Source organism: Marilutibacter maris (assembly GCF_006546735.2).
In the GTDB taxonomy this organism is placed as follows: Bacteria; Pseudomonadota; Gammaproteobacteria; order Xanthomonadales; family Xanthomonadaceae; genus Marilutibacter; species Marilutibacter maris.
This window is the reverse complement of record NZ_VICD02000011.1, coordinates 1-5,008: the sequence shown is the minus strand read 5'-3', so window position 1 is coordinate 5,008 and position 5,008 is coordinate 1. Positions and strand designations below refer to the sequence as shown.

At 69.6% G+C, this 5,008-nt stretch carries 2 protein-coding genes and 1 pseudogene; all 3 read left to right on the top strand.

All coding sequences use genetic code 11. From position 1 onward, the window contains the following. Positions 1–647: pseudogene (locus FKV24_RS01480) on the top strand (efflux RND transporter periplasmic adaptor subunit); the annotation flags it as partial. Between the two features lie 314 nt (positions 648–961). Next, on the top strand, positions 962–4,144 hold the full coding sequence (locus tag FKV24_RS01475; protein WP_141480943.1) for an efflux RND transporter permease subunit: 3,183 nt from the start codon (positions 962–964) through the stop codon (positions 4,142–4,144). Continuing rightward, a partial coding sequence (locus tag FKV24_RS01470) for a TolC family protein (RefSeq protein WP_170288165.1) occupies positions 4,137–5,008 on the top strand: 872 nt, incomplete at its 3' end. The genes FKV24_RS01475 and FKV24_RS01470, both read left to right, overlap by 8 nt.

Here is a 5,008-nt window from a genome sequence, read left to right as displayed (position 1 = left end):
TGCAGTTCACCGAGGTCCGCGCACCGATCGCCGGCCGCGCCGGCCGCGCCCTGGTCACCGCCGGCAACCTCGCCCAGGCCGACGCCACCGTGCTGACCACCCTGGTTTCGCTGGATCCGGTCCACGTCTACTTCGAGGCCGACGAGCAGACCTGGCAGCGCTACAGCGCCCAGGCCGGCGGCAAGCGCGCGGTCGAGGACAACGCCGTGCGCGTCGGCCTGGCCGGCGAGGACGGCCACCCGCACGAAGGCCGGGTCGATTTCGTCGACAACCGCATCGACACCGGCACCGGCACCATCCGCGCCCGCGCGGTGCTGCCCAACCCCGACCGTCTGCTGACCCCCGGCCTGTTCGCGCGGGTGCAGCTGCAGGGGCGCGACAGCCACAGCGCGATGCTGATCGACGAGAAGGCGGTGCTGACCGACCAGGACCGCAAGTACGTCTACGTGCTGGGCGAGGGCAACACCGCCGTGCGCAAGGACGTGCAGCTGGGCCGCGATGTCGGCGACCTGCGCGAGGTCACCAGCGGACTGGAGGCCGGCGACAAGGTGGTCGTGCACGGGGTGCAGAAGATCTTCTTCCCGGGCATGCCGGTCGCGCCGACCACGGTTGAAATGGGCCAGGAGCCGCAAGACCAGACCGCAACGCCAGAGACGGCCGCCGGAAAGTCGTCCGCGGACGGTGCGCAGGTGGCCAGCGCGCAGGGCACGACCGAACAGGCTGGGCCCGCCGGGGGCATGCAGTAACGCCGTACTCGTCCGGCGCCTGATTCCCCCAGCGGTATAGCGGCGCCGGCCCTTTCGCGCATTCCCTCCCCCGGTGTGCGGAAGGGCCGGCAGACCCGCGTCCACCACACCCCCCGCCCAGGGGATCCACAGGGCAGGGGACAAACGAATCCACGAAGTTCCGCGTCGTCGACGCGGACCCGAACCGTTGCGGCCCAGCACCGCGAGGAACCCTCATGGACTTTTCCAAATTCTTCATCGACAGGCCGATCTTCGCGGCGGTGCTGTCGATCGTGATCTTCGCCGTCGGCCTGATCTCGATACCCAACCTGCCGATCAGCGAGTACCCCGAAGTGGTGCCGCCGTCGGTGGTCGTGCGCACCGTGTACCCGGGCGCCAATCCCAAGGTGATCGCCGAGACCGTGGCGACGCCGCTGGAGGAAGCCATCAACGGCGTCGAGGACATGATGTACATCAAGTCCGTCGCCGGCTCCGACGGCGTGCTGCAGATCACCGCCACCTTCCGTCCCGGCACCGACGCCGACGACGCGACCGTGCGCGTGCAGAACCGGGTCAGCCAGGCGCTGGCGCGACTGCCCGAGGACGTGCGCCGGCAGGGCGTGACCACCCAGAAGCAGTCGCCGACCTTCCTGATGGTCGTGCACCTGACCTCCGAGGACGGCCGCTACGACACCCTGTACCTGCGCAACTACGCGCGGCTGCACGTCAAGGACGCACTGGCGCGGATCTCCGGCGTCGGCGACGCCCAGGTGTTCGGCGGCGGCGACTACGCGATGCGCGCATGGCTGGACCCGGACCGGATCGCCGCGCGCGGCCTGACCGCCGGCGACGTGCTGGCGGCGATGCGCGAACAGAACGTGCAGGTCTCCGCCGGCCAGATCGGCGCCGAGCCGATGCCCAGCAGCGATTTCCTGACCCTGATCAACGCCCAGGGCCGCCTGACCACCGAACAGGAGTTCGGCGACATCGTGCTCAAGAGCGGCAGCGACGGCGAGGTGGTGCGTCTGCGCGACGTCGCCCGACTGGAGCTGGGCGCCGGCGACTACACCCTGCGCTCGCAGCTGGACGGCAAGGAGGCGGTCGGCATCGGCATCTTCCAGGCGCCGGGCGCGAACGCGCTGCAGATCCAGGAGACCGTGATCGCGACGATGGAAGAGCTGTCGCAGCGCTTCCCCGAGGGCGTGGGCTACGAAGCGGTGTACGACACCACGATCTTCGTCCGCGATTCGATCAAGTCGGTGGTCAAGACCCTGCTGGAAGCGGTCCTGCTGGTGGTGCTGGTGGTGACCCTGTTCCTGCAGACCTGGCGCGCGTCGATCATTCCGCTGATCGCGGTGCCGGTGTCGGTGGTCGGCACCTTCGCCGCGCTGTACCTGCTGGGCTTCTCGATCAACACCCTGACCCTGTTCGGCCTGGTGCTGGCGATCGGCATCGTCGTCGACGACGCGATCGTGGTGGTGGAGAACGTCGAGCGCAACATCGAGGAAGGACTGACCCCGCTGGCGGCCGCGCACCAGGCGATGCGCGAGGTGTCCGGCCCGATCGTCGCGATCGGCCTGGTGCTGTGCGCGGTGTTCATCCCGATGGCGTTCCTGTCCGGCGTCACCGGCCAGTTCTACCGCCAGTTCGCGGTGACCATCGCGATCTCCACGGTGATCTCGACGATCAATTCGCTGACCCTGTCGCCGGCGCTGGCGGCGATGCTGCTCAAGCCGCACGACGCGCCCAAGGATCGGCTCACCCGTCTGATCGACCGTCTGTTCGGCTGGGTGTTCCGTCCGTTCAACCGCTTCTTCGGCTCCAGCTCGGAGAAGTACCAGAGCGCGGTGTCGCGTTCGCTGGGCAAGCGCGGCGCGGTGTTCGTGGTCTACCTGGGCCTGCTGCTGGCGACCGGGATGATGCTCAAGGTGGTGCCGCCGGGCTTCATTCCGGTGCAGGACAAGCTGTACCTGATGGCCGGCGTGAAGCTGCCCGAGGGCGCTTCGCTCGACCGCACCGACGCGATGCTGAAGAAGGTCGGCGAGATCGCGATGGAGACCGAGGGCGTCGCCCACACCATCGCGTTCCCGGGCCTGAACGCACTGCAGTTCACCAACACGCCCAACACCGGCGTGGTGTTCCTGCCGCTGAAGCCGTTCAGCGAGCGCAGCCGCAGCGCCGAGGAGATCAATGCCGAGATCAACCAGAAGATCGGGGCGTTGCAGGAAGGCTTCGCGTTCTCGTTCATGCCGCCGCCGATCCTCGGCCTGGGCAACGGTTCGGGCTACCAGATGTTCATCGAAGACCGTGCCGGTCTGGGCTATGGCGCCTTGCAGAACGCGGTCAACGGCTTCCAGGGCGCGATCTCGCAAAGCCCCGGCATGGGCTTCCCGATCACCAGCTACCAGGCCAACGTGCCGCAGCTGGACGCCTCGGTCGACCGGGTCAAGGCCAAGGCCCAGGGCGTGCCGCTGACCGGCGTGTTCGAGACCCTGCAGACCTACCTGGGCTCGGCCTACGTCAACGACTTCAACCAGTTCGGCCGCACCTGGCAGGTGATCGCCCAGGCCGACGCTCCGTTCCGCGACGGCGTCGACGACATCGCCAACCTGCGCACCCGCAACGACCGCGGCGAGATGGTGCCGATCGGTTCGGTGGTCGACATCCGCGAGACCTTCGGCCCCGATCCGGTGCTGCGCTACAACGGCTATCCCGCCGCCGACCTGGCCGGCGAGTCCGACCCGCGGGTGCTGTCCTCGGCGCAGGCCATGGACACCCTGGACGCACTGGCCGGGCAGGTGCTGCCCAACGGCATGGAGATCGAGTGGACCGACCTGAGCTACCAGCAGGCGACCCAGGGCAATGCCGCGCTGGTGGTATTCCCGCTGGCGGTGCTGCTGGTGTTCCTGGTGCTGGCGGCGCTGTACGAGAGCTGGACCCTGCCGCTGGCGGTGATCCTGATCGTGCCGATGTGCATGCTGTCGGCGTTGCTGGGCGTGTGGTTCGCCGGTGGCGACAACAACATCTTCGTGCAGGTCGGCCTGGTGGTGCTGATCGGACTGGCGTGCAAGAACGCGATCCTGATCGTCGAGTTCGCCCGCGAGCTTGAAATGCAGGGCCGCGGCATCGTCGAGGCGGCGCTGGAAGCCTGCCGTCTGCGCCTGCGCCCGATCATCATGACCTCGATCACCTTCACCGCGGCGGTGGTGCCGCTGGTGCTGGGCAGCGGCGCCGGCTTCGAGGTGCGCCAGGCGCTGGGCGTGGCGGTGTTCGCCGGCATGCTCGGTGTGACCCTGTTCGGCCTGTTCCTGACCCCGGTGTTCTACGTCGCCCTGCGCAAGCTGGTCAGCCGGCGCGAGCGCGGGCAGACGCCGGCCGACGATCGCGGCGACGCCGCGCTGGAGACGACCCATGTCTGATCTGCGAATCCGCAACCCGCTCCGCCGCGCGGCGGTCCCGCTGGCCGCGAGCGCGTTGACGCTCGCCCTGGCCGCCTGCGCGGTCGGTCCCGACCACGTGCGACCGGAGCTGCCGCATCCGCCGCAGTTCGGCCAGCGGGCCGCGACCGCCGTCGGCGACATCAAGCCGACGCCGGACGCCAATGCCGCGTTCTGGGAGTCGCTCGGCGATCCGCAGTTGAACGGCCTGGTCGACGAGGCGCTGGTCGCCAACCACGACCTGCGCATCGCCCTGGCCCGCTACGACCGCGCCAATGCCCTGCTGCGCGGCGCGAAGTTCGACCACTTCCCGACCGTGACCGCCAACGCCCAGGGCGGCGAGTCGCGCAGCAGCGCCGACCAGATGCCCGGCGTCGCCCGCGGCGATCGCGACATCGAGTCCTACCAGGCCGGGATCAGCGCCAGCTGGGAGCTGGACCTGTTCGGTCGGGTGCGTCGCGGGGTCGAGTCGCAGCGCGCCGACACCGCCGCCTCGGCCGCCGACCTGGAAGCGTTGCAGGTGGCGATCGTCGGCGAGGTCGTCAGCGGCTATGTCGAACTGCGCGGACTGCAGGCGCGCTTGCAGGTCGCCCGTGAGAACGCCGACAACCAGCGCGAGACCCTGCGCCTGGTCGACGCCCGCCTGGACGCCGGCCGCGGCACCGAGTTCGATACCGCCCGCGCCAGCGCCCAGCTGGAGAGCACCCTGGCACGGGTGCCGGCACTGGAGGCGGCCGAGGCCGTCACCATGCATCGGCTGGCGGTGCTGACCGGACGCACGCCCGACGCCCTGCTCGGCGAGCTGTCGTCGGCACGGCCGCTGCCGGCGCTGCCGGCGCGCTTCGA